The following is a 22,165-nucleotide window of genomic DNA, read 5'->3' as shown; positions in this document are numbered from 1 at the left end:
GGGCCTCTGGCCCAACCTGTCCCTAAGCTTACTCGCCAGTGGCGAGTAAATAGTTATTTATAATCGATAGCTAATATGGTCTGTGTCTGAGCTAAAGCTATAATTTTTATCAAATGAACGCTCTTCTAAATCAAGTTCTGGAGATGTACTTGGATTTGGATAAATATTGTTTGTTTTGCTAAGAGTGACTTGATTTGCTTTGCTTCTATATAGCTCTTGTACCTTTTGTAACTCTTCGATCTTTTGTTTAAGCTTTTCTATCTTTATATGCGCTTGGCTTATCTGTATTTTTAATTCTGGTATTATAATTTTTTCTAAATTACTGATTTGCTCAGTTTGAGTTGATATTTTTTGTGAATTTTTTGTGATATTGATTTGATTCTGCTTGAGTTGATATCTATCTGAGTTATTTTGGGCTGTATAGATTAACGAGGTAACGAACAGCCCTAATGTTATTGTCGCACATAAGGCAGACGGAGTGAAAAATATAAGTTCTAGTCCCCCAATGAAGGCTAAGAGGGCTGTTATAAGAGTTAGCAGAAGTATACCGGCACCAATTTTGAGGAGTTGGTTTCTATCTTGAAGACGTGCGCTAATTGTTTGCGCTAGCTTTCTATTGTCTTCGTCAAATCGTGAGTTTTGGTTGGTTAGCATGGGGTTGGCACGTTGCAAACCAAGAAGCTCCTCTTCATTGTTACTAAGTATATTATCTAAACCCCACTTAGTTTCCTGTTCAGCTTTTAATGTAGCGCGTTTGTCTCTTACTTCATCAGCTAATCCAAGACATTTTTGCATGAGTTGAGCAATTTGTTTTAAGGAGGTAATTTCATAAAAATTTAACCTGGGTGCTTGATTCATTCGTAAAGCGTTGATAAGGCAATTAATGTATTCACTATAAGAGTACTTTTCGGCTGTCGAAATAGTTTGTTTGCCTTGGTATTCTTTTAGGGCATTGAATTTATGAATTAACTCAAACAACAATAAATAATTTTGGGGTGATAGTTGTGTTTGTATCGATTCTTGATTTAAACGAGCCGATTCACGGAGTTGTCGTGCACTGAGGCGCTCTCGTCGAGCTTGTTGTTTTTGAGGAATTTCGCTCGTCATTTTGACATTCAGTGCACATCGTTTTTGAGTTAATTTTTGGATTACACAGCTGCAATCTTCAAATTTTTTTCGTGCGGCATTATATTGAAACTCCATTAGCTCTTTTTGTAATATCAGTTGACTGTAGGCTTCTGCAGACACAAGGGGGGGAGTAGTGATTAGTTCTTTATGAGCGGGTGGGTGTAGTGAATGAGGGTGGTTATGTACCCGAGTTGTATTCGGAGGGGCGTGCTCTTGGTTTGTCTGTTGGTCGCTGTATTTATGTTGTGTATTTTTATGCCCATTCTCAGAGTGACTATATTCATGGGATGATTTAGCTGCTTCAAGTAGGTGAATTTGTTTTGATAGAATATCTATTAATGGACTCAGCTTATTTAAGAGTTCTTCTTGCTTGTTTTTCTCTTGTCGCACTAGCTCAAGTTCATCGTTAATATCAGTGAGTTCTTGATCTAATCTGATGCACAGACGTCGTTCTATTTCTGCTTCTTCAGCATCATGTCTATTTTCTTCTGTATCTTGTTGTTGCTGTCGCGAAGAAGCTATAGACAGTTGTGTAGCAATGTATTCTCTTTTCTCATTTTCAATTAGCAGGCCTACATCACTTTGAATTTGCTCTAGGATAACAGGAAGTGCTCGCTGCTCGAGGCAATGTTGGCGCAGGACGGAATAGTTTGCAACGACTAGATAAGCATAGGTTTTTATATGAATTAATTCGATAATCTTATCATCAGATAGCATAGCAGTACTCCTAATATTCTCAGGATGTATTTTATACAATCATATTAAGTAGTCAACAAATAGTTCATCTTAAATATAAGAAAGGCCCGATTATCGGGCCTTTCATTAGATGCTGTTTTTCTTCCTACTAATGAAGTGAAAACAGAGTAAGACATTAACTTATTATTCATCAGTTAATCGGAAGTACTTTGTTCCGAAATATCTTTGTAATTTCTTTCTAATTGTACCGCGGCTAATACCCAGCATTTTTGCTGCTTGTAGCTGATTACCGCGTCGCTTTTCCATTACTGCTTGTAATAATGGAGGTTCAACTTCAGACAAAATCATGTCATAAAGGTCGTCAATACTTTTGTTTTTATTTTCTGAAAGAAAACGAGTAACCAGATTATAAACCAAATCCTGGAGACCTTGGTCTTGCTTGATAATTGACTGGGTAGCTTCAGGTGTTTCAATGACATTCATCTTAACTTCCTTATTATTAATTAAATCAACAACAGTCCAATTGCTTACATATGCAATGAAAGCAACATCGATTGTACATGAAGGATAATTGATATTCTATATTTTCAAGCTAAAAGCATGCATTTTTTTCGAGCAATTCGCTCTCTACTAGGTTGAATAGCGAGCAATCAGATTCTTCTGATGACAATGAGTTCCTAAGTTTTCCTAATTGGTCCAGCATTCTTGCTTGACGTGCATGATCATTAAAAAATTGAGTCACATAGTGTGTCAACTCGTCAACATTACAATCATATTGTAGAAATTCCGGAACGATCATTTTATTTGATAGAAGATTGCATAGACCTAGAAATTTAACTTTAACGAGTTTGGCTGCCAATACGTACGTAATAAATGATGATTTATAAATAATACACATTGGTTTTTTTAATAAGGCGCATTCTAAAGAGGCTGTTCCTGAGGCGACGATGACAAAATCCGCAGCTGCCATACAACTTAATGCCTGTCCCTTCACAAAGGTTACAGGTAAATTACTTTGAGCAAAATAGTTAGTAATTTTTTCTGAGTCAATAGTTTCTGCGATAGGGATGACAAATTGCCAGTCAGGATATTTTTGGTGTAATCGTTCCGCAGTATCCCGAAGTATGGGCATGTGGCGTTCAATTTCATTATGGCGGCTTCCAGGAAGTAAACCAAAAATTTTAGCACCTACAGGAATATTTAATGCCACTCGTTGTGAATCACGCTCACCAACGGCCTTAATTTTCTCAACTAATGGATGGCCAACAAAACTTACTGGAACTTGAGCATGTTCATAAATTGCTTTCTCAAAGGGTAAGATAACTGCCATGTGGTCCACGCATTCTTTAATCAGATGAATACGCTTCGCTTTCCAAGCCCAAATTTGCGGGCTGATGTAATAGAGGATTTTAATTCCTAATTTACGTTTCGCATATTTCGCAAGTCGTAAGTTAAAACCAGGGTAATCCACTAAAATAAGCAAATCAGGTTTTTGTTGCTGTAAATGCTTTTTAATTGCCTGAAATGCTTTACGAATGACTTTGAGATGGCGAATTACTTCCGTGATTCCGGTCACTCCATAACGAGCCAAATCCGAAATTAACTCGACCCCCGCATCTTGCATGTGCTTACCACCAATACCGCTTATTTCTATATTGGGATAGTTTGCTTTTAGTTGCTTAACCAGTGCAGAGGCATGAACATCACCAGACTCTTCGCCTGCAATAATAACGACCCGCTTAGCTTTGTGCATGACGCTCCATAAGATTATTGTGAATCAATGCAGTAACTTGCTCCGCAGTAAGAAGGGCTGCAAGTCCATCTTCACCCGTAACAAGTGGGGTACTGTCTTCGTTAATGCACTTTAAGAATGCTTTTATTTCTTCAAGTAAGGCATCGCCATTTTCAAGTTCTTTTTGCTCATGGACAATATCTGGGATTCCAGGGAACATCTCGCCTGTCCCTTTTTTAAATACAGAAAGGCATTTGCTTTGATAATCAATAGATAAGAAACAATCCTCCTGAAATATTCGCGTTTTTCTAGACGAATTGAAGCTGACTCGGCTTGCTGTCAGATTGGCCACGCAGTGATTTGCAAATGTAAGGCGTACATGAGCGATATCAATGGCTTTAGTCAGTATTGGTGTTCCTTGAGCTAGGATGGAGACGATAGGACTTTTTACCATGTTTAGGATCAAATCTATGTCATGGATCATCACATCCAATATCACATTCACGTCAGCACCACGAGGTGTGAATGGGGCTAGTCGTTCAGCCTCAATGAACAGAGGCTTTTCTAAGTAGGTGTCCAGGGCCATGCGTGCTGAATTAAAACGTTCAAGATGTCCTATCTGTAGCTTTGCTTTATGCTTTTTCGCTAATTGAATTAACTCTTCTGCTTGAGCTGTGGTTTCCGTCATAGGCTTTTCTAGTAAAACATGGATGCCTTGTTCTAAAAAGGCTTTAGCAAGCTCATAATGCATGCTTGTTGTGGCTGCAATACTTACTGCATCAACTTTATCAAATAAGTCACGATAATCAGTATAAGCTGGAACGTTTAGCTCCATACCTACTCTTTTTGCTGCGTCTTCGTGTAAGTCGCATACAGCAACTAATTCGGCATCAGGAAGTAGTTGATATTTTTGTGCGTGAAAACGACCCAGATAACCAACACCAATCACGGCGCAGCGAATTTTACTCATACAATGCTCATTTGCTAATTATTTGTGCGTGATGATCGCATTTCCTGAATGATAAATCAATTTTTAATCATAAAAAGAACAGTTGCAAACGGCGTATGTCTAGGTATCATTAGGACAATTTTTAAGGCATCTGGAATGATAATGAATAAGATGAGATTGCTCGCCGGCGTTGATGAAGTAGGGCGGGGGCCTTTAGCTGGGGCAGTAGTGACTGCGGCTGTTATTTTAAAAGAACCTATAGAAGGGCTTGCTGACTCTAAAAAATTAAGTGCTAAGAAGCGTAAGTTATTGTCATTGCAAATCCAGGAACAGGCTTTGGCATTTGCTTATGGGCGAGCCGAGGTTGACGAAATTGATGCCTTGAATATTCATCAAGCTACGTTACTAGCAATGCAGCGAGCAGTAGAAGCTTTGCCTATTAAACCGGAAGAAGTACTGGTTGATGGAGCTCATGCTCCAAAATTAAGTGTACCGTGTCAGGCGATTATTCAAGGGGATGGGTTGATTCCTGAAATCAGTGCTGCCTCCATACTTGCAAAAGTATTGCGTGATGAGGAAATGGAAGCACTTGATGTCATTTATCCTGGGTATGGATTTGCTGTCCATAAGGGATATCCTACCGTTGCTCATAGAGAGGCTTTAGTCCGATTAGGGCCTTGCCTGATTCATCGCAGAAGTTATGCGCCAGTGGCGGCCTTACTCTAGGTTGCATTGAGGATTCGCATATTTTGTCAGCACAGTCCTATAGGCTTACCTATGCGTTTGTTTTATCGATATTTGTGCATTATTTATTTCGTCACCGGAATGTGTTGGCTTTCTCTCTGGCGCAAATAGAGAAAGTGGTGCCACTGAAGGTTTCTCTCTAAATCTTTGCTTGATGGCTGATGCAAGTTCGGTAAGCCCGAGTACTTCAGTGAGTTCAAGCAGTCGTTCTGGAGATGTTGTCACATGAGACTCTTTAGCATCTAATGCTACAGGCTGAGTGCTTAAATCGCTAATAAGTTTTTGTAGTATCTCTGGCACAGCACAATTCTGGGCTAAACATTCATGCCTGGCCAGTAGAGTCATAAGTAGATCTAACAGGATACCCGGCTCTTGCTTGGCAATCAGCTGAGGAGAGCTTAGTAATTCAGTAAAGCCATCAATACCAGTTGCATGTTTATGAATGTGATAGTGCGGACATACTTTTGTTCTTAATTCAGCTAAATAGAGATTATAAGCGACAGGATTGGAGGGTGCATTCTTGAATGAACGATCAGGATGTCTGTCGAGGTTCCATAAACTTCCCATAACTCGAGGTATTAATTTAACTCCTGGGCAGCCTATGCGAATTAACGGATGAATGTCAGCTCCTTCGGGTAGTTCAAAACCACGAATAGGCGGATAGAATGTACCATCGACGATACAATATACTTTTGTTCCTGTGATCCCAAAGGAGACCTTTGAACCCGAATGTGCTGGCTTGGTATAGGGATATTCCATGTGCATATCATTTTTCGCATCGAAAAAGCGGATGTTTCCGGTCGCGATATCTAGGCTAATCGATGTTGCCGTAGTTCCTGGGATAGATTTTTCCCCATCCAATGTTTTATTCGAAGTTAGGCCAATGAGTACTGAATTGAAGTCACCAGCATCAGCTATGTGTACTTCAATCATTCCTTGGGTACCTGTATTTTTATTTTGTACCGTGCAAATACGTTGCGCGGTAGTAAGTGTTGTGGGGATGAATGCTTTATTTAATTTTTTTAATTCATCAGATTTTATGGTTTGTAAAATTGTTTTATCAATAATATTTTTTTCTATATCGTGACGGTATTGAACCTGTTTATTTTCTGGTAAGGAAAAAATAAATTGTGTGATATCTACAGGCGCACCCGCAGTGGATGCATTTGGAAGAAAGTGGCTGGAAACTTTGTGTTGATGGGACGAATCAAATCCTATAAGGTGGTGAGGGCTAAGTGCCAATTTTCGTTGCTGTCGTTTAGACACTGCTTGTGGTTGACTTATAGATGTCTGTGCTGCATCAACGAGTTGTTGCATGGAGTGTACACGAGGTTTTATCGGTAACAAGGGTTTTGATTCATAAAATACTGTTTGCTGGGGCTTCGTAAAAATAATAGCTAGAAAATAGCTGATATAGAGTGATTGGAAAGAAGCATTAGTTACTTGCTCGTGTGCACGCCAAGCAAAGGATTTAAGATAACTAAGGCTGGTACGCAGCTGTTGTTGTTCGCTGTCACTCAATGAAATTTGAGCGGATTTTTGAATTAAGCGGTTAATGTGTTGTTCTAATTTTTTCTCAATGAGTTTAGTCGTCTCATCAGATAGTGATTCACGGTAACAAGGCAGGCCAAAGTCTAATAGAAGTTGAAGGTCTATAGTGTTCCAGAGCGTTAACAGTTTTGCCTCAATATCTTCTGAAGTTAGTGCATCTTGTTTAAGCCAACTGCCAAAATCGGACATGATTAACATCATCAGGATGTATTGTTGACTTTCATGGGCACTCATAGACGGCACTTCATCTCTCTGTCCCTCTTCCTTCGTCACCACATCGAATAACATTTGTGCCATTCTTTTAACATTTCTATCAAAAATAAAGCGTGTTTTAAGTGTAGCAAATTGGAACGCCATCCAAACCGAAACTTTAACTACCGGCACCAAAACACTAAGCGCGAATTTTCCATTATGATCAGCCAAGTTACTGCCAAGGTGTTTTCCTATTCCTCCTTCCAATAGGCGTTGTTGTGTTTCATGCAGGGCTTCATAATCTCCCTGATGCTCTAACTCTTGTAATAAAGCACTTATTAAATTCATCCGATTTATCCAATGCATACTTTTGGATTTTGAATCTGGATCTGTCAATTTAGACTGTTCACTTGGTATTAATAATTCAACGCTTTGGGCTAGGTGTTTGGTCATCTCTAACTTTTCTTTGGCGCTGCTGTTTTTATATAAGTTAAGTAATGCATCAGCAGATACACTGCTTATTGTTCTCGAATGATTACAGGCTACTCCCGAAAGCAGGGTTGAGAACTCGGTTGCATTCCAGGTTTGGAGTTTATCTAAACGAATCTTATGAAATGCACCAACAGTAGGTGACAGCTGCTGGAGGGACAGAGTAGGCCCCTCTTGAGTTATTTCTTGGGTGTCGGTTGACTTCCATAACTCTGTAAATGCTGCAATAAAGGCTGGGTATCTTTTTTGTGCTTCAGTTATTTTTTCAGTGAGCAGGGGCTCATGTAAATTTGGTGTTTGGGTGGCTATGTGCAAAAAGAGTTTTGCAGTCATTCGCCTGTGTATTTTATCGCGCTTCAGATCAGGAGCTAGTTCTTCAGTTAGTAATAAAGCGGAAGGACATAATTGAAATGCTAAGGGTTTATCTGAACCAATTTTTTCAGGGCTGGTAATGAAAATAGTATCCAGCGAAGGATAAAAAACAACTGTCGGAGGTAACCAATCCATTTCGGCGGTTATTTTAGTCATCAAGTCAACGAGCTGGGTCATCGTGGGCTTATACTGCTTATCATTGAGTATGGTGCGTAAGCTAATAGGTGGCTTAGCGCGAGTGGTACCTTCTGGATATTTGAAATAAAGTGTTACCTTGGGAGGTTGATTGGGGTGGGGAGGGGATTTTGTAACAGTAATAAAACCGCTCGCTTGTAAGAAAGATGGAGGGAGAGGGGTAATTGGTAGAGTGGATGTTGTCGCACAAAAATAGTGAACTGTTTGGTTAGATTTTATAATTAACGATCCCTGTTTGGGACTGGTTTGTTCAGGAGTTGATGTGAACGGCTTTATTTGTTGTTGTTGTTGAGGTGCAGCGACATAGGTCCAGGGCTTAGGTACATGCAGTTCTTCAATGTCAGCATCTTGAAAAAGATTGGTTGGGGACACGTCGCTTTGTCCCGTGGAATGAAATGCGGTATGAGAGGTAATAAACTCATTTAGTGGCTTGTGCTCGGGGGCTCTTATATTTGCTTTTAAAGATAGGTTTGCTTCGGTAATCGTTTTAGCTAATTCCTTATTTTTAGATTGTAATATATCTAGAATAACGCATCCCTCTGTGGTGCAAGAAAGCCAATATAAAGGAGGTGTATTAGCTCCTGTGCGCGGTAAGCACAAGGCTTTACTGCTGATTTCTGTAGCCAATTGAGGGTTTTCTCTCAGTAGCAGGTATAGGATTTTTTGTCCTATCTCTGACGAGCAAAGCCAGTATAGAGGGGAGGCATTTGCATAAATTACACCATTTTCCGGGCGTGCTACACACAGCATTCGACCACTAATTCCTTTGATTAATGGAGGATAAGCTTGAAGCCATTCGTACAGGAGGTCGATTCCAATATCCGAAGCAGTCAATGAATAGAGAAAAGAGGCGTATACGTTATCTACCAGGACGGTTTGGTTTAGTGATTCTTTAAAAAACCGAATTCCCTCTTCACTTTGTGAAATAAAATTAAGGATTTCCGCGCATACAGCAGGATCTTGATATTCTATTAAATTATTTAATGAGCAATTGCTTCCTAAGTAACTAAGAATCATGGGTTGGTATTCCGCATCGCCCATAAATTTCATGGCTAAGCAAGTATTGGCCAAACTTGGTGAATAAAACAAATAACGTATAGCCTGAGGATGGCTAAGTAATTTTTTCAAATTGGTTTTTAAATTGGCTTTGGCGTCATTAGTAGTTCCTTTTGCAAAAGCAGCATTCAGTTCCTTCACCACGGCAATAATTTCGAGTTGAGATAAGGTGTCTATTGAAGGGGCTGATACTACAGGAACAGTTATTGCAGTAGCTGCTGCGGAGGGAGTAGCTCCTTTTTTCGCAGCACTGGGTGTTTTTGTTGTTACTTTAGGCTGACTTGGTTTTGCTACCGGCACTGGTGCACTTTTCTTAGGCTTAGTCTGATTTTTATTTGCCTTGGGGCGTGATTCTTGGGGTAGTGAACTTGGCTCTGCAGCAGGACCTAGCTTGTGTATAATTTGTTCTTCTGTAAGATGGAGCTGATTGCGCATCAAATCAATGGCTAAGTCTTTATTCCCTTCAGCCAGATGTTCCTCAATTTTCTTCTTCCAAGCGTCATCCTGAGCTTTTTTATCATCGACCGGCGCGACTTTTAAGGCGCCATCAATAGGCAAGTTATTACCAAAGCATAATTCTCCTTTGGTGCGAAAATGCTCTTCTGGCTCATACATGAAAATATTCTCTTGCGCACGACCCAATGCGATTTGGATGGCATTAAGAGAAATCCATTGCTCCAGAGTTAAGGCGTTAATCTGTTCTTGAGCAAGCAGCTTGCGTACACAGGGGTTCAGTGAGACGGGCTTCCACAAGATGACGGTTTTAAACGTCATGCCAATGGCCTCGGAGGCGGATAGAATTTGATGGGTGCCCATTTTTTTAATAATCTCTTGGCGTTCCCGTTCGCGAGCCTTGGGTTCTTCGGGTAATTCGGCAATGACTACCGTGGAGGCATGTTGGGCATGATTTCTTAATTTATCCAAAGAGGCATTAGTCACCCAAGAGACTTGTCCTCCTGGGGCTTGCGCGGAGCGAATGGCCTGGTAAGGGCGTTTGTGGTGATTGCCTTCCCAATGGTGTTTTTGTGCCATTAAGCAATTAATCACCTCCACCACTTCTGGTCGATTACGCCAGGTTTGTTCTAGCAGGCGTTCTATTTTGGAGTAGCCTTTACTATTAAGCCGTTGTTTGACGAAGGCATAGGTAAAGGGAGAGGTTAGGGATTGCTCTGGGTCAAAGCTAATGTAGAAGTGGTTATCTTGTGCTTGTTCAATGAGATAAGCTAGGGCTGACGGGGGAAAGTTTTGTCCTTCATCGCAATAGGTTTTTACTTTAACCGCAGCAGGCGGAGGCAGACTGGTCATGGGGTCATAACTGGCATTGGCATGCAAATGCTTTTGCCAAGCCTTTAAAATAGTGATGCACTGCTGTTGCTTGGCTTTATTCCCACTGTAGTAGGTTTGTCGTGCTCCCTCCAGGCCTAAATAGGCGCTCTCACCGTAAGCCACAATCAAACTCAATTCAAAATGCACTTGCTCGGCATCATCCCCGGGGAAATTTTTGGTGAGCCATTGTTTAAATGCTGAGTGGGTTATTTTACTCTGGCCTTTAAAATGAGCGGCCAGCATGTGCTCCCAAGTGTTAAAGTGGGCTTCAGGGACATCGCATTCTTTTCTTAAAGACTCAAGTAACAGTTCGGATTGCGAAACAAACAAACTGGTGTCGGAAGCGGTGCTGGAACTGGCTTGATGGATATCTACTTCAGCACTAGTGAGGTGATTTGCCATAAAGGTTTCTAAAACCAAGGTTTTTCCGGCACCTGCAGGACCTAAGAACATGAGCGGGGTTGCGGTGTGATTTAAGGCCTGTTGTTGGGATTCATCTAAAAAAGCAATATGCGGACGTTCTTGAGTTTCTGTAGGGGGCTGCTCATCAAGGAGGTCTAGGAAACGCTCATCCACCATCTCGGCATTCACCAGCATGCTACCCACCGTGGTAATCCCGGTTGTTTTTAGCCACCGAGCGACTTCGTTATAGTCATGATGAGTTTCACCTAAGAGAAATAAACATCGTTTGCCCTGGGCGTTTCTAAGATAAGTAAAAATAAGCCTTTGTCCATGTTGTGCGCGATCAATGCGTGCACTGCCCACGCGCTGACCTTCGTATAGGGCATTTTCCAACCACTCGATATGAGGATGGGTCCCAGAAATGATCTTTTGCAGGGTTTCCTGGTATTTTATATTAGAAAGGGTTTCTCTATGGATTCGTTTCGCGTGAAATAGGACTTGGGCTTGTAGCATGAGATCTTTCATGTCGATTAAAATGGAACATATTCTATCATTTTGTTCTCGTATTATTCAATGCTGTCTTGAAATAAAATTTAAGACAGCTGCTGCATGATGCAATCAAGCTACCGCAAACAATTAAACAAAATCTTATGCGAACTAATCGACATTAACACCCCAAACCCAGCCAGAAAGGTAACCATGGCCGTTCCACCATAACTCACTAAAGGCAAAGGGATACCCACAACTGGAATAATTCCCATAACCATGCCTATGTTTACAAAGCCTGACATAAAAAATGACATGGCGAGGCTTGCTGCAAGGAGCCGTGTATAGGTCGTTTGTGCATTGGAGGCTATATTGAGGCTTCTTAATGAAATTAAGACAATTAAGGCAATAATGGCAAATCCGCCTGCAAAACCAAATTCTTCGCCACTTACAGCAAAAATAAAGTCTGTAGCATGCTCAGGTAGGAAGTTAAGATGCGATTGGCTGCCTTGTAACCAGCCTTTTCCAACAAGCCCCCCAGAACCAATAGCAATTTTGGATTGAATAATATGATACCCCGAACCTAGAGGATCTTGTTCTGGATCAAGTAATGTATACACGCGTTGTTTTTGGTAATCATGCATCACATGCCAAACAGCGGGGATTGCAGCACCAATTAAGAGGATTAGCATTAAAATTACTTTAAAGCGAATACCGGCGAGGAATATAACGCAGAAACCTGCCGCTGCCACCATAATTGCAGTACCTAAGTCGGGTTGTTTCGCAATAAGTAATGCGGGGATGCCAATGATAATGCCTGCAACGGAAATCGCTTTTAAACTGCTAGGGCGGGTTTGACGATCAAAATACCAAGCGGCCATCATTGGGACGGCTAACTTCATAATTTCAGAAGGCTGAAAACGAAATAGCCCTAACTCCAACCATCGTTGAGCCCCTTTACCAATTTTACCCATCAGCATTACGGCAATTAGTAAGCCTAATCCAATGCTGTAAATCCATGGAGTCCAGATTTTGTATTTATGAGGAGGAATAAAACCTAACACAATCATAATTAACGTAGCAAAAACTAAACGCATCGATTGGCGTAAAATCATGCTTATATTCGCATTTGAGGCACTGTATAGAATTAAAAGGCCTAAGCTGATCAATAGTAGCAAAAGACCTAACAAGGGGAGGTCTAAATGAAGCGATTTTGTAGTAAACCGATAAACGGGTTTATTGTGTCTTCTGTTCATGAGTTGTTTTCATCGGATAAAGTTCGTAATAAGTATCCAGTATCTTGCGCGCAACCATGGATGCCGTAAAATCATTTTCAACCACAACGGCTACGGCAATCTCCGGTTTATCTACTGGAGTAAAAGCGATAAACAAAGAGTTATCGCGTAAAGCCTCAGGGATATCTTCATATTTGGCCTTTTCATATTGTCGACCACTAAATACTTGTGCTGTACCTGTTTTACCTGCTACAGGGTAGGGTGGATTTCTGCCAAATCGATAGCCAGTTCCTTCATTGCTGGTTAGTACGCTATGCATGGCTTCTTTAACAATATCCCAATTAGCCTCGTCTTTAAGGTAAATAGGATACTCTTCAACAAGCTTATATGGTTTTACTTGACCGGTATCACTGTTTACTGTTTTTGTGAGTAGGTGAGGACGAAAACGTTGCCCATGCTGGCTTAGCGATGCGGTTGCATTTGCTATTTGCAAGGGTGTGGCAAGCATAAAGCCTTGGCCAATGGAAGTAATTAATGTATCGCCAGGATACCAAGTCACCCCTTTAGTTTGTTTTTTCCAGCGAAGGCTAGGCACAATACCGGAAGCCTCTTCATAAAGATCAATATGGCTTAAATGGCCTAAGCCAAATTTAACCAACATGTCTTCTATATTAGAGATTCCCATTTTATTACCCAGCTGATAATAAAATGTATCACAGGAAACCGTGATGGAGCGCTTAAAATTAATCATTCCATGGCCACCTTTTTTCCAATCTCTATAAATATGACTGGAGTTCGGAAGTTTATATTTGCCTGGATCATAAATTGTACTGGATGTTGTTATGAATCCTTTATCCAGGCCGGCTAATCCCACAAAGGGTTTAATGGTTGATGCTGGAGGATAGACACCACGTACAGCTCGATTAAATAAGGGTCTTTGGAGCGTGTTCGATAGAATTTTGTAGTCTTTAGAGCTAACCCCTCCAACAAAAATATTGGGGTCAAAGCTTGGTGAACTCACCATGGCTAAGACTTCGCCATTTTTAGAGTTGATGACTACGGCTGCTCCGCGTTTGCCTTGAAACGCTTCATAAGCTGCTTTTTGGAGGCGGATGTCGATGCTTAGATAAAGTTTAGCTCCTGAGTGAGGGTTCATCTTGTCAATTACGCGCAGGGTACGCCCACTCACATCTGTTTCTACCATCTGATATCCTACAGTTCCATGCAAGATATCTTCGTAGTATTTTTCAATACCGGCTTTTCCAATAAAGTTGGTCGCTCGGTAATTAGTTGGATCAACAGATTTTAATTCTTGGATATTAATGCGCCCTACATAGCCTAATACATGAGCAGTAATTTCACCAAGAGGGTAATGACGCATCAAGCGCGCTTTAATGCTGACGCCTGGAAAGTGATATTGATTAATTGCAAACAGAGCCACCTCTTCCTGTGTTAATTTTAATTTAATCGGAATGGGCATAAATGAGCGATTCTGTTTGCGTGCTCGATTGAAGCTGATTTCATCATCTTCCGAAATAGAGGGAAGTAATTCGCGCAGCTGTTTTACGGTTCGGTTGATGTCTTTAACATGTTCAGGAATTATTTCAAGGACATAAACTGGGATATTCTCTGCTAACAAGACCCCATTCCTATCAAGGATTACTCCGCGAGGAGGAGCAATGGGGGTAATGCTCATCTGATTTTTTAAGGATAGGGTTTGGTATTTTCTAAATTCGGAGATTTGCAGGTATGCAAGTCTTAACACCAGGATTAAAGACAAAATAATAATAAATGCGACCAGCAAATTAAGTCTAAAACGTTGATTCTGTGAATCTGATTGGTAATTATTAAATGATTGATTCAGACGCATCGCATACAGTCAGCTAAGGGGGTTAAAAAGGATGCATAGTATATTAAAAACCAGGTTTTTGCCATTGGGGCCTGTACATTTCTACTCTCTTGAGCAAAATGGATTTTATTTTCAGGGGACTTGGGTATGGTTGGTTAATATTGAGCCAGACTCGGGATGCTTGTAGTTATTTATGATAAGGATGATTATTCATAATCGACCAAGCCCTATATAAAGTTTCTAACAAAATGATCCGAACTAAAGGGTGTGGTAAGGTGAGTTTTGATAAAGACCAGCGCTCATTGCATAATTTGAGCACTTCTTGGGAAAGCCCTTCGGGGCCACCAATTAGAAAACATAAATGACTGGACGTTTGCTGCAATTGAGTAATTTTTTGGGCTAATTCTTCACTACTAAATGTTTTGCCCTCTATTTCTAAAGCAATAATTCGTGCGCCAGTAGGAAGCGCATCTTTAATCAACGCAGATTCTTTTTCCATGATGCGTGTGAGATCAGAGGACTTACTACGGCGAATAAGAGGAATTTCAATTATTTTTAACTGAATACCGTCATTAAATCGTTTAGCATAATCGTTACTCCCTTGAGTAACCCAATCTGGCATTTTATTGCCTAAAGTAATAACGGTAATTTTTAACATGGTAATTACTTGTTGGGTTGCTCTTCCCAAAGTCCTTCTAGGTTATAGAATTGTCTGCTTTCAGGTTGCATAACATGGACAATAAAGTCACCAAAATCAATGAGAACCCAGTCCCCTGTTTCAAGTCCTGTACAATGTAACGTAGGTAAACCAGCTAACTTCATATCTTCCATTACTTTTTGACCAATTGCTTTCACGTGACGTGAAGCACGGCCCGAAGCAATAAGCATATAATCCGTGATGGTTGTTTGTTTACGTACATCGATTACTTTTATATCGGAAGCTTGAATATCTTCAAGCGCGTGTAAGAGTTTAGCTAGCATTGGGTTTTGATCAGACATAAGAAAAGATATCTTCTAAAAAACCCCGAATGATAACAGTATTTTTTCAATATAAAAAGGGTTGTGTTTAAATACCAAAGAATAACTTTATTTAAGCTTCATTGAGAGTTAAGTGAAGCAACCGAGGGTTCTGTTTGTCCAGAAGTTTCGGGTTCGATGCTGAAACTAAAGATTTCTTGCTCAAGCTCTTTATAATATGAAAAAATTTTTGGATTATACTGCAGAAGTCTGCTAACAACTTCATTGTTTAAGCGCACTAATAATTCAATTTTTGCTTCCTTGTTGCTTATGGCGCTAATGTCATTATGTAAATCATAGAGTTTGGAGTAGGGGAACTTTTTTTCACCCAACTTATAATCAGATAGCGCTTGGAATAAATTATCAATTCGATACGCCAAAAAAGTAAATTGCGCTTTAATTGCTTTATGAAACATGGTTAATGTTCTCTAAAATTAATGAGGTTTATTATAGAGCGCATAGTAATCGTTAAAACTTAAGGGAATCTTAAATAAGGTCAAATTGCTTTATTTTCTTTGGAAAAGTAAGCGTATATTTTTTAATTAATTTTTGCCGTCATCGGGAATGAGACGAAGCAACTTTTGTAGTGCTTCGTCACGGCATTCTTCATAATCACAGAAAATGAATGGGCTATACGTTAATCAGTAAGTTTCACGCGCGTCAACAAAAACTTAATCACGGCGAATAAAACAAGACAACCAAGAGCCGCAATAAAAAGGATTCCCAGTTGTTGGGTAAAGGCCGCGGCATATAATGATTTAAGTACCGCTATATTGGTCTCACCCGTAGGAATTGAAGTTAAAGAAGCTAGTTTTCCAGAAAGAAAGCCGCCAATTCCTAAGGAAACAAAGAAAATACCCATCATCGTACTTACTTTATTTTTGTCAGCAAGTAAGGTAATTGCAGATAAGCCTACAGGCGAGAGCAATAATTCAGCCAATGAAAACATTAAGTAAGCGGGAATAATCAATAAAGGGAACAGTAATGTAGTACGGTCGGTAAAGTTAGTTACTAAAACAATGATCGCATAGGCTGCTGTAGTAATAAAGATAGCGAGCAAGAATTTTTTGCCAATACTTAGCCCACGTTCTATCAAGTTAAGCTGTTGATTTCTTTTCGCTAAAAAATAACCGATGACGAGCATCCCAATACTCTGGATGGTCACATAATAGGGAGCCGGGAATTGAATACCACAAAAGGTCGGCTCTACCACCCGCGAAATGAAAAGCGTTAAGGACATAAACATTTGGAAATAGAAGGCCCAAAACACGACCGAAATAATGCACAATAAACCAATCACCAGGGTTTGTCGTGATTGATTGGCATTCTCTCCACTCACTGCATAACTAATGTAGCCAGCAGAGAATAAGACCACTAATCCAAAGACCACATTTGCTAACTTGGGGGAGTTTAAAATGTAAAATGATAAGCCCCAAAGAAACACTAATAATAGAAAGGCAATACTAATTTTTTTAAATTGAAATACAAAAGGATTATAGTCTTTGATGTGATATTTCTTGATACCAAAAGAAAACACTAAAAAGGCAATGACCATGCCTATGGCAGCACTGGTAAACGAAGCAGTCCAGCCAAAATGCTCATTGAGTATGCTTGGCAGTGTAGTGCCTAAGATAATACCAGAGGTAATCCCCATATAAAAAATGGTAAAGCCGCTTTCACGACGTGCTGAACCTTGTAAATATTCATTACCTAGCAACGAGGAGATATTGGGCTTTAATAAACCAGTACCTACGGCGATGCCTGCGAGTGAGGCAGTGAGTATGTTGACACTATCTACTGAAGAAAGAAGACAATAGCTGATAAAAAGTACGATTGCACCTAGTAGTACAGCTCTTTTTTGACCAATTAATTTATCGGCAATCCATCCACCAACCACTGGTGAAAGGTAAGTTAGGGCGGTAAATGAACCAACCAGCGCATAAATTTGCTTGTCGGGCCATTTAAAATGCAAGGCTAAATAGAGGGCTAAAAGTGATTGTACGACATAAAAACCATAACGTTCCCACATCTCAGTAGAAAAATAAATTCCCAGAGATTTGGGATGTTTTTCAGAATGAATTTGCACTTTTTATATTCGCAATTAATCAAGATTGCACTGAGTATATCATAGCATATTTTAGGTGCCTATATTGGCTATAAAGGCTATGTATTATACCAAGCCCTATGTTCTAAAAGCTCTCTAGTGTATGATTCACTTAATTTTTTAGCTAATGGAGCAAGCTTATGAATGCGAACACCTCTAAGCGGGTAATACGAGCAAATCACGGTACAGAAAAGCAGGCCAAAAATTGGTTAGCCGAAGCAGCATTGCGCATGCTTCATAATAATCTGGATCCTGAGGTTGCTGAAAATCCTGATTCATTAATTGTTTATGGTGGGTTGGGAAAAGCTGCACGCAATTGGGATTGCTTTGAAAAAATTGAAGAAGTACTAAAATCATTAGACGCAAACCAGACTCTGTTGGTCCAGTCGGGTAAGCCAGTAGGGGTCTTCACCACTCATGAGGATGCGCCGCGCGTATTAATTGCCAATTCAAACCTTGTTCCTCGTTGGGCCACTTGGGATCATTTCAATGAGCTCGATAAAAAAGGCTTAATGATGTATGGCCAAATGACTGCGGGAAGTTGGATTTATATTGGTTCACAGGGGATTGTTCAGGGCACTTATGAGACTTTTGTGTCGGCTGCCAGCAAACATTATGAGGGGGATCTATCCAGTCGCTGGATTCTTACAGCGGGTTTAGGTGGAATGGGTGGGGCGCAACCTTTGGCGGGTACCATGGCTGGCGCTAGTGTATTAGCGGTAGAGTGTGATTTATCGCGCATTGAAAAGCGTTTGAAAACGCGTTATTTGGACCGATACACCACCAATTTGGATGAGGCCTTAGCCTGGATTAATGAATCCTGCACCCAGAAGAAGCCCTTATCTGTGGCGGTATTAGGTAATGCTGCTGAAGTTTTCCCTGAATTAGTTGCCCGCGGTGTTACTCCTTCATTAGTGACTGATCAAACCAGTGCCCATGATCCACTTAATGGATATCTGCCTGCGGGTTGGACTTTAGAATATGCAGAAAAAATGCGGCAAACGGCTCCTGATGAAGTGGTTCAGGCCGCGAAAAAATCAATGGCAATTCAAGTTCATGCAATGCTTGAGTTTCATAAGCGAGGAATCCCTGTTTTTGATTACGGTAATAATATTCGCCAAATGGCTCTTGAAGCTGGGGAACAACATGCATTCGATTTTGAAGGTTTTGTGCCGGCATACATTCGTCCACTGTTTTGTGAAGGTATCGGCCCCTTTCGCTGGGTTGCTTTATCTGGAGACCCTGAAGATATTTATGCAACGGATGAAATGGTTAAAAAGCTGATTCCTGATAATAAACACTTACATCGCTGGCTGGATATGGCTAAAGAAAAAATTGCCTTCCAGGGATTGCCTGCGCGTATTTGTTGGGTGGGATTAAAAGATAGGGCGCGGTTGGCTTTAGCCTTTAATGAAATGGTGAAGACTGGGGCAGTTAAAGCACCGATTGTTATAGGTCGTGATCATTTGGATTCGGGTTCGGTGGCGAGTCCTAATCGAGAAACTGAGGGCATGATGGATGGAAGTGATGCAGTATCTGATTGGCCTTTATTAAATGCATTACTAAATTGTGCGAGCGGAGCCACTTGGGTGAGTATTCATCATGGTGGTGGTGTAGGTATGGGGTTCTCACAGCATGCAGGGGTAGTTATTGTTGCTGATGGAACGGAGAAGGCGGCTCAACGTTTAGCTCGTGTGCTGCATAATGACCCAGCTACTGGGGTGATGCGTCATGCTGATGCCGGTTATGAGCTTGCGAAAAACTGTGCAAAAGAAAATGGGTTGTGGTTGCCTATGATGGAATAAGACGGCAAATCGTCAGAGCCCATGGTCCAACATGGAGTTCGGATGTGGCTCCATGTCTCGTTGGGCCATGGGCCCAACCTACAATACCGCACTGGGGTGGGCACAGGCCTCACCCCAACATGTTATCACGTTGTAAAAAGGAGTTAGTTTTATGTCTGAGCATTTTATTCTCGAACCGGGGCAATTAACATTACACTCAATCAAACAAGTATTGAGTAATCAATTACCCTGTTCTCTTGCAAACCATGCATTTGAAGCAATTGATACCTCTCATCAAACGGTGAAAAAGGTAATTCAGGATAAGAAGACCGTTTATGGTATTAATACTGGTTTTGGTTCTTTAGCGAACCAAACAATCCCCACAGAAAATTTAAAGCAATTACAGCGCAATATTGTTCTATCACATGCCTGCGGTATTGGAGAATTACTAGCAGATGATATCGTCGCCATGATTATGCTGCTAAAAATTAATAACTTAGCCCAAGGTTATTCAGGCGTACGTCTGGAGTTAATTGAGGCTTTACTTGCTTTGTTTAATCATCAAGTGTATCCCTGCATTCCTGGTAAAGGTTCGGTTGGGGCATCAGGTGATTTGGCACCTTTAGCACACATGTCCTTACCTTTACTTGGTGTGGGGGAAGTACGGCATAAAGGCAAAATAATTAGTGCCATAGATGGTCTCAAAATAGCGGGGCTTAAGCCACTTGAGTTGGAAGCCAAAGAGGGTTTGGCTTTACTCAATGGTTTGCAGGTTTCTACCGCTATTGCAATCAAGGCACTCTTTGTTACCGAAAGTTTATTTGAAGTAGCTGTTATTACGGGAGCTTTGTCAGTTGATGCAGCACAAGGCAGTGATGTTCCTTTTGATGATCGCATTCATCGAGTTCGTGGCCATCAAACCCAACGTGATGTTGCCGCATTATATCGGGAATTATTAGCAGGAAGCCAAATTCGTGAATCACATCGTGATTGTTCACGAGTCCAAGATCCTTATTCATTACGCTGCCAACCGCAAATTATGGGGGCTGCTTTACATCAAATTAGTTTTGTTCGCGATACATTACAAGTTGAAGCAAACGCTATTTCAGATAATCCTTTGGTGTTTAGTGAGCAGGGCGATATACTTTCAGGGGGTAATTTCCACGGGGAAATTGTTGCCATGGCTGCGGATAATCTGGCTTTAGCTATTGCGGAAATTGGGGCAAATTCTGAGCGGCGAATTGCCTTATTAATTGATAAGAATTTCAGTGGATTACCTGCATTCTTAATTAAAGAAAGCGGTTTAAACTCAGGTTTTATGATTGCTCATGTTACGGCCGCTTCATGTGCTAGTGATAACAAGGCTTTAGCTCACCCCCATTCAGTAGACAGCTTGCCCACGTCAGCCAATCAGGAAGATCATGTATCCATGGCAACGAGTGCTGCTCGACGTTTACATGAAATGAATGATAATACGGCGACTATTTTAGCGATCGAAATGTTAGCCTCTTGTCAGGGAATAGAGTTTCATAAACCGTTAAAAACTTCACCCTTTTTAGATGATGTGTATAATATGGTGCGAGCTAAGGTGGCTGCTTATGACCAAGATCGTTATTTTGCGCCGGATATTGAAGCGGTAAAAGATATGATTTTGCGTGAAGAGTTTTCTCGGTCTGAAATGTAAACACGTTAAGTTAACGAGGTTTGAGTGAGTATAGAAATTTATACAGATGGGGCTTGTAAAGGGAATCCTGGACCCGGTGGTTGGGGTGTTTTGCTTCGCTATAAAGGGGTGGAAAAAACCTTACATGGCGGAGAGGCGCATACGACCAATAATCGTATGGAGCTAATGGCCGCAATTAAAGGTTTGGAGGCGCTTACTCGTCCTTGCGAAGTTGATTTGTATACTGACTCTCAATATTTAAGACAAGGAATGATGAGTTGGTTGCACGGCTGGAAAAAAAACGGCTGGCGCAACTCGAAAAAAGAGCCAGTGAAGAATGCAGATCTGTGGACTCTTTTAGACGAATTGGCATCACGCCATCAAATAAAATGGCATTGGGTTAAAGGACACTCAGGGCATGCGGAAAATGAATTGGTTGATGCATTAGCCAACCAAGGTATTGAAGAACTAAGTGAGTAATTGATGCGACAAGTTGTATTAGATACAGAAACCACCGGAATAGGGCATGAGCAGGGCCACCGTGTTATTGAAATTGGCTGTGTAGAACTATTTGATCGAAAATTAACTGGAAAACATTTCCATGTTTACCTTAACCCTGAACGTTTGGTTGATGAAGGAGCATTTCGGGTTCATGGAATCAGCGATGATTTTTTAAAGGATAAACCCTTATTTTCGGATGTTGTTTCTGACTTTCTACAATTTGTTGGTGGTTCAGAGTTAATAATTCATAACGCAGCGTTCGACGTGGGATTTTTAAACTCTGAACTAAGGCATGTGCAATGGAAGAAGAAACTAGAAGAGTATTGTGATGTATTCGATACTTTGATTTACGCGCGAGATAAATTTCCGGGGCAACGCAATAGCTTGGATGCCTTATGTAAGCGTTTTGGTATCGATCATTTTAATCGCGAATTCCACGGAGCGTTACTTGATGCGGAAATTTTGGCCTTTGTATATCTGGCATTAACCGGTGGGCAAAGTAGTTTGTTTGGTGAGGTTGAAGAGACTGCCAATAAGAAAGAAATCCAGATACAAGAAATAGCCCCACTTCGATTAGCAAACCCTATTGTGGTACAGGCTCTAGCCGATGAGATCGAGTCACACCAAAGTTTTATTGAGTTTTTGAGTAAAAAATCTGGTATTAATCATTGGGAAGAAGTGTAGGATTATGTAT

At 40.8% G+C, this 22,165-nt stretch carries 16 protein-coding genes; 5 read left to right on the top strand and 11 right to left on the bottom strand.

The window, feature by feature from the left end; all coding sequences use genetic code 11:
- Positions 1-57: 57 nt before the first annotated feature.
- The 4 genes from E1P08_RS02545 to E1P08_RS02530 form a co-directional block, all read right to left on the bottom strand.
- A complete protein-coding gene (locus tag E1P08_RS02545) occupies positions 58-1,845 on the bottom strand; it encodes a hypothetical protein (protein ID WP_133135442.1) in 1,788 nt (595 codons plus the stop codon).
- A 162-nt stretch (positions 1,846-2,007) separates the two neighbouring features.
- The gene (locus E1P08_RS02540) at positions 2,008-2,307 is read right to left on the bottom strand and encodes a helix-turn-helix domain-containing protein (RefSeq protein WP_133135441.1); all 300 of its coding nucleotides are present in this window, start codon (positions 2,305-2,307) and stop codon (positions 2,008-2,010) included.
- Between the two features lie 109 nt (positions 2,308-2,416).
- Positions 2,417-3,577 carry a lipid-A-disaccharide synthase gene (gene lpxB, locus E1P08_RS02535; protein ID WP_133135440.1) on the bottom strand — a complete coding sequence of 387 codons (1,161 nt, stop codon included), beginning with the start codon at positions 3,575-3,577 and terminating at the stop codon, positions 2,417-2,419.
- Entirely contained in the window at positions 3,564-4,526 is a 963-nt protein-coding gene (locus E1P08_RS02530; protein WP_133135439.1) for a Gfo/Idh/MocA family protein, read from the bottom strand. Before E1P08_RS02530 ends, lpxB begins: the two co-directional genes overlap by 14 nt.
- Before the next feature lie 141 nt (positions 4,527-4,667).
- On the opposite strand from E1P08_RS02530, the gene rnhB reads away from it, so the two are divergent.
- Positions 4,668-5,231, top strand: coding sequence for a ribonuclease HII (gene rnhB, locus E1P08_RS02525; RefSeq protein WP_165485068.1), 564 nt, complete (start codon positions 4,668-4,670; stop codon positions 5,229-5,231).
- A 45-nt stretch (positions 5,232-5,276) separates the two neighbouring features.
- On the opposite strand, the gene E1P08_RS02520 is transcribed toward rnhB, so the two are convergent.
- The 7 genes from E1P08_RS02520 to E1P08_RS02490 all read right to left on the bottom strand — a co-directional run bounded on the left by E1P08_RS02520 (position 5,277) and on the right by E1P08_RS02490 (position 17,505).
- Complete coding sequence (locus E1P08_RS02520) at positions 5,277-11,345, bottom strand: DEAD/DEAH box helicase family protein (RefSeq protein WP_133135437.1); 6,069 nt, start codon at positions 11,343-11,345, stop codon at positions 5,277-5,279.
- Positions 11,346-11,455: 110 nt separating this feature from the next.
- Positions 11,456-12,574 carry a rod shape-determining protein RodA gene (rodA, locus tag E1P08_RS02515; RefSeq protein ID WP_133135436.1) on the bottom strand — a complete coding sequence of 373 codons (1,119 nt, stop codon included), beginning with the start codon at positions 12,572-12,574 and terminating at the stop codon, positions 11,456-11,458.
- Positions 12,555-14,423, bottom strand: coding sequence for a penicillin-binding protein 2 (gene mrdA / locus E1P08_RS02510; RefSeq protein ID WP_133135435.1), 1,869 nt, complete (start codon positions 14,421-14,423; stop codon positions 12,555-12,557). Before mrdA ends, rodA begins: the two co-directional genes overlap by 20 nt.
- A 166-nt stretch (positions 14,424-14,589) precedes the next feature.
- Positions 14,590-15,060 (bottom strand): 23S rRNA (pseudouridine(1915)-N(3))-methyltransferase RlmH, encoded by a 471-nt coding sequence (rlmH, locus tag E1P08_RS02505; protein ID WP_133135434.1) that lies wholly within the window; start codon positions 15,058-15,060, stop codon positions 14,590-14,592.
- A gap of 5 nt (positions 15,061-15,065) precedes the next feature.
- Positions 15,066-15,401, bottom strand: a complete 336-nt coding sequence (gene rsfS / locus E1P08_RS02500) for a ribosome silencing factor (protein WP_133135433.1) — start codon at positions 15,399-15,401, stop codon at positions 15,066-15,068.
- Positions 15,402-15,499: 98 nt separating this feature from the next.
- On the bottom strand, positions 15,500-15,835 hold the full coding sequence (locus E1P08_RS02495) for a hypothetical protein (protein WP_133135432.1): 336 nt from the start codon (positions 15,833-15,835) through the stop codon (positions 15,500-15,502).
- Between the two features lie 221 nt (positions 15,836-16,056).
- Positions 16,057-17,505, bottom strand: a complete 1,449-nt coding sequence (locus tag E1P08_RS02490; protein ID WP_133135431.1) for a peptide MFS transporter — start codon at positions 17,503-17,505, stop codon at positions 16,057-16,059.
- A 158-nt stretch (positions 17,506-17,663) separates the two neighbouring features.
- On the opposite strand from E1P08_RS02490, the gene hutU reads away from it, so the two are divergent.
- The 4 genes from hutU (at position 17,664) to dnaQ (ending at position 22,155) form a co-directional block, all read left to right on the top strand.
- The gene (hutU, locus tag E1P08_RS02485) at positions 17,664-19,328 is read left to right on the top strand and encodes a urocanate hydratase (protein WP_133135430.1); all 1,665 of its coding nucleotides are present in this window, start codon (positions 17,664-17,666) and stop codon (positions 19,326-19,328) included.
- A gap of 151 nt (positions 19,329-19,479) precedes the next feature.
- Entirely contained in the window at positions 19,480-20,991 is a 1,512-nt protein-coding gene (gene hutH / locus E1P08_RS02480) for a histidine ammonia-lyase (RefSeq protein WP_133135429.1), read from the top strand.
- A gap of 24 nt (positions 20,992-21,015) precedes the next feature.
- Entirely contained in the window at positions 21,016-21,450 is a 435-nt protein-coding gene (rnhA, locus tag E1P08_RS02475; protein WP_133135428.1) for a ribonuclease HI, read from the top strand.
- A 3-nt stretch (positions 21,451-21,453) separates the two neighbouring features.
- A complete protein-coding gene (dnaQ, locus tag E1P08_RS02470; RefSeq protein ID WP_133135427.1) occupies positions 21,454-22,155 on the top strand; it encodes a DNA polymerase III subunit epsilon in 702 nt (233 codons plus the stop codon).
- The last annotated feature ends 10 nt before the right edge of the window (positions 22,156-22,165 follow it).

The organism is Legionella rowbothamii (assembly GCF_900639985.1).
GTDB classification, from domain to species: Bacteria; Pseudomonadota; Gammaproteobacteria; order Legionellales; family Legionellaceae; genus Legionella; species Legionella rowbothamii.
The sequence above is the reverse complement of the archived record's forward strand: the minus strand, read 5'-3'. Positions and strand labels throughout refer to the sequence as shown.

What these genes read in the sequence shown, in the direction of transcription:
- E1P08_RS02545 (WP_133135442.1), bottom strand. Translation starts at nt 1,845, where the DNA reads ATGCTATCTGATGATAAGATTATCGAATTAATTCATATAAAAACCTAT.
- rsfS (WP_133135433.1), bottom strand. Translation starts at nt 15,401, where the DNA reads ATGTCTGATCAAAACCCAATGCTAGCTAAACTCTTACACGCGCTTGAA.
- rodA (WP_133135436.1), bottom strand. Translation starts at nt 12,574, where the DNA reads ATGAACAGAAGACACAATAAACCCGTTTATCGGTTTACTACAAAATCG.
- rlmH (WP_133135434.1), bottom strand. Translation starts at nt 15,060, where the DNA reads ATGTTAAAAATTACCGTTATTACTTTAGGCAATAAAATGCCAGATTGG.
- mrdA (WP_133135435.1), bottom strand. Translation starts at nt 14,423, where the DNA reads ATGCGTCTGAATCAATCATTTAATAATTACCAATCAGATTCACAGAAT.
- dnaQ (WP_133135427.1), top strand. Translation starts at nt 21,454, where the DNA reads ATGCGACAAGTTGTATTAGATACAGAAACCACCGGAATAGGGCATGAG.
- rnhB (WP_165485068.1), top strand. Translation starts at nt 4,668, where the DNA reads ATGAATAAGATGAGATTGCTCGCCGGCGTTGATGAAGTAGGGCGGGGG.
- E1P08_RS02520 (WP_133135437.1), bottom strand. Translation starts at nt 11,345, where the DNA reads ATGCTACAAGCCCAAGTCCTATTTCACGCGAAACGAATCCATAGAGAA.
- E1P08_RS02495 (WP_133135432.1), bottom strand. Translation starts at nt 15,835, where the DNA reads ATGTTTCATAAAGCAATTAAAGCGCAATTTACTTTTTTGGCGTATCGA.
- hutH (WP_133135429.1), top strand. Translation starts at nt 19,480, where the DNA reads ATGTCTGAGCATTTTATTCTCGAACCGGGGCAATTAACATTACACTCA.
- E1P08_RS02540 (WP_133135441.1), bottom strand. Translation starts at nt 2,307, where the DNA reads ATGAATGTCATTGAAACACCTGAAGCTACCCAGTCAATTATCAAGCAA.
- hutU (WP_133135430.1), top strand. Translation starts at nt 17,664, where the DNA reads ATGAATGCGAACACCTCTAAGCGGGTAATACGAGCAAATCACGGTACA.
- E1P08_RS02530 (WP_133135439.1), bottom strand. Translation starts at nt 4,526, where the DNA reads ATGAGTAAAATTCGCTGCGCCGTGATTGGTGTTGGTTATCTGGGTCGT.
- lpxB (WP_133135440.1), bottom strand. Translation starts at nt 3,577, where the DNA reads ATGCACAAAGCTAAGCGGGTCGTTATTATTGCAGGCGAAGAGTCTGGT.